3 protein-coding genes are annotated in these 2704 nt (G+C 69.2%); 1 reads left to right on the top strand and 2 read right to left on the bottom strand.

Features of this window, described 5'->3' with window-relative positions; genetic code table 11:
* Positions 1-444: 444 nt before the first annotated feature.
* Both V2J63_RS15725 and V2J63_RS15720 read right to left on the bottom strand, forming a co-directional pair.
* Entirely contained in the window at positions 445-951 is a 507-nt protein-coding gene (locus V2J63_RS15725; RefSeq protein ID WP_331231936.1) for a DinB family protein, read from the bottom strand.
* 357 nt (positions 952-1308) lie between these two features.
* Positions 1309-1575 (bottom strand): hypothetical protein, encoded by a 267-nt coding sequence (locus V2J63_RS15720; protein WP_331231935.1) that lies wholly within the window; start codon positions 1573-1575, stop codon positions 1309-1311.
* A gap of 407 nt (positions 1576-1982) precedes the next feature.
* Here V2J63_RS15720 and V2J63_RS15715 point away from each other — a divergent pair, with 407 nt between their 5' ends.
* Positions 1983-2594 carry a nucleoside/nucleotide kinase family protein gene (locus tag V2J63_RS15715; RefSeq protein WP_331231934.1) on the top strand — a complete coding sequence of 204 codons (612 nt, stop codon included), beginning with the start codon at positions 1983-1985 and terminating at the stop codon, positions 2592-2594.
* The last annotated feature ends 110 nt before the right edge of the window (positions 2595-2704 follow it).

Below are 2704 nucleotides of genomic sequence, written 5' to 3'. Positions count from 1 at the left end.
GCATAGCCCTGTCGCCAGTCGCTCGTGTCCTGGGACCATCGGACCCCGCAGAACTCATGCCGGACCTCGAAGGTCAGCGGACGCTAGGCGGTAGTCCGGTGGAACCAGATGCACCGACGACCCTGTGCCGCCGGCACCAACAAGATGCCTGACAGGACCGCCAGCCAGGAAGAGTCTGCGCAGTGAGCGGACGACTGGGGGCGCGGCCATCGGTGCCGAGGCGTTCCGCCAAGGGCTGGTCGACAAGTGCGCGATGCTCCGGTGCCCCGTGCTCGTGGGCTGCGGCGAGCCGGCGCTGCCCTGGGGCGTGTGACTCGACCTCCAGCTGCTGGACCACCTCCAGTTCCGCATTTTGTGAGGACGGTTGCAGGCGCTCGCGTCAGCGGTAGAGGGGGCGTTGAGGACGCAGAGGTCGGGACCTAGGAGCCGGCCGGGCGGTTCGACTCAGATTCCGGTTGAGCCGTCCAGCGTCTCGCGGATGATGTCGGCGTGGCCGGCATGGCGCGCGGTCTCCTGGATCATGTGGAACATGACGTACCGGACGTTGCACTCGATGATGTCTTTGCGCGTGCACGCACTATCCAAGTCGAACGATGCCACGACAGCGCGAGACTGCTCGATCTGCCTTAGGTAGGAGGCGACCCAGTGGTCCACCGTGTCGCCCTCGTCGACCATCATGTCGGCATCCCGGGGCTCGGGTCTGACTTCGGGCCACCCCTCGGGGCACTCTTGTCCGCCCATGATGACCTGAAACCAACGTCGCTCCCAGGTCACGGCATGCTTCAACAGCCCGAGCAGCGACAACGAACTTGCGGTCGGTGCCTGCCGCGCCATCGCATCGTCTAGTCCCTCGATCTTCCTGATCAGCCCCTCGCGCTGTGCGTCGAGGTTCATTGCCAGGGCCTCGCGCTCCGAGCCGAGTGCGAACAACTGAGTGTGATCAATGGGCACGCGGGGATGCTAACCGCCTTCGCGGCACGCTCGCTCTTCGGCATGAGCGGTAGCGGCGACTGATGAGGGCCGGTGCCGTCAGGCCTGAAGGGGAACACCGGTGCCGCCACCGAACCGGCGCACAGTCCACGCGTCCGGAGGAGGTGGTGACCACTAGCGCCAAGCAGGCCTGAGCAGTCGCGCTGGGGGAAAGGGCCCGCCAGGTTGTCCTGGCGGCCTTTCACCTGTCCGCAGCGGGGAAGGCCGGCTCGGGCCTCTCGCGCAGGTTGTGCGCACGAGCCGCCGCGGGTCAGAGCGCCTTGCCGGCACCGGACATGGTGCCCATGTCTTCCGTCGTGAAGATCGTGCCCGCGCGGTTCAGGTGCTGGTCTCTGGCCCCGTCGCGGAGGGGCGGCGAACCACCTGCGGGTCAGGGGTTCGGAACGGAATCTCGCCCTCGGCAACGGGAGGCGAGAACGCATCACCGTCGGTGGGCGGGTCTTCGGCCTGACGCTCTGCGCGATCGGGGTCCTCGCCGGCGATGCCGAACCCTGGGGCCGGGGCGGGTCCGCCCGAACCCGGATCCGCGGCAGCGATCGTCTCGTCCGTCTTGGGACCGGGCAGCAACGGCTCCATCATCGACATGCGCTATGCATACCTTTTCGATGGAACGTGCGCGACCGCGCAGCGCGTTCGTTGCGCTAGCTGTCAGACCGGCGTCTTTGGTCATGCCGGAGGCTTGATCATAGGCTTCTTACCACGCTCGGTATCACGTCAGTCCTCGGGTGTCGGCGAGCAGAGCGCGCGCGGCTCCCGTCGACCCTCTCGGGTGGGACGCGGTCATGCGTGGGCCGGTACACGTCGTGGCCGGATCGCATCCGGGGATCCCGACGAGGGTGACCGTGCGGGGGAGCGGGGCATCGGACGCACCGCACTGGGTACGGTCCGATCGACGCCACGTCGGAGCGCCGCCGGCGGAGCAGGCGCGTCGTCCTTCCCGATACGCTCGCGTGGGCGGCCAGCCAGGCGCCCGAGCCAGCTGGGAGACGCTCATGAGCCACGACAGTTTCAGCGTCGTCCTCGAGGACCGTGCGACGGGCATCCACCGAGGCAACCTCGACACGCTCGTCGAACGAGCGCGAGCGCTGACGACGGGTCCGCGACGGATCCTCGGGATCGCGGGTGCGCCCGGGTCGGGCAAGTCCACCCTCACCGACGCCCTGGTGTCCGCGCTCGCGCCTGCTGCCGTGCTGGTCCCGATGGACGGCTTCCACCTGGCCAACGCAGAGCTCGAGCGCCTGGGCCGCCGCGACCGCAAGGGCGCCCCCGACACCTTCGACGCCGCGGGGTACGTCGCGCTGCTCACCCGCCTGCGGGCGGCGGACGGGGAGGCCGTCTACGCCCCGATCTTCGACCGCGACCTCGAGGAGGCGATCGCGGGAGCGGTACCGGTGCCGCCGCAGACCCCGCTCGTCGTCACCGAGGGCAACTACCTCCTGCTCGAGGACGAGCCCTGGGCGCGGGTGCGCGACCTCCTCGACGAGGCGTGGTTCGTCGAGGTCGACGACGAGCTCCGCGTCGAGCGCCTCATCCGCCGCCACGTCGAGCACGGGAAGACGCCCGCCGCCGCCCGCGAGTGGGTGCTGCGCTGTCCGCGCGGTTGAGCTTCTGCAGGTGCTCACGGGGCAGGCCGATCTTGTCCAGCCAGACGCGCTCGGCCTCGTCGTCCTCCTCCCAGATCGTCACCCACAGGCGCTCGCCGTCGAGCCCGTAG

The organism is Georgenia wangjunii, from assembly GCF_036421975.1.
GTDB lineage: Bacteria > Actinomycetota > Actinomycetes > Actinomycetales > Actinomycetaceae > Georgenia_A > Georgenia_A wangjunii.
This window is presented reverse-complemented; position numbering and strand designations above follow the sequence as displayed.

Coding starts and splice junctions, on each gene's coding strand:
- V2J63_RS15715 (WP_331231934.1), top strand. CDS start 1,983: ATGAGCCACGACAGTTTCAGCGTCGTCCTCGAGGACCGTGCGACGGGC.
- V2J63_RS15720 (WP_331231935.1), bottom strand. CDS start 1,575: ATGTCGATGATGGAGCCGTTGCTGCCCGGTCCCAAGACGGACGAGACG.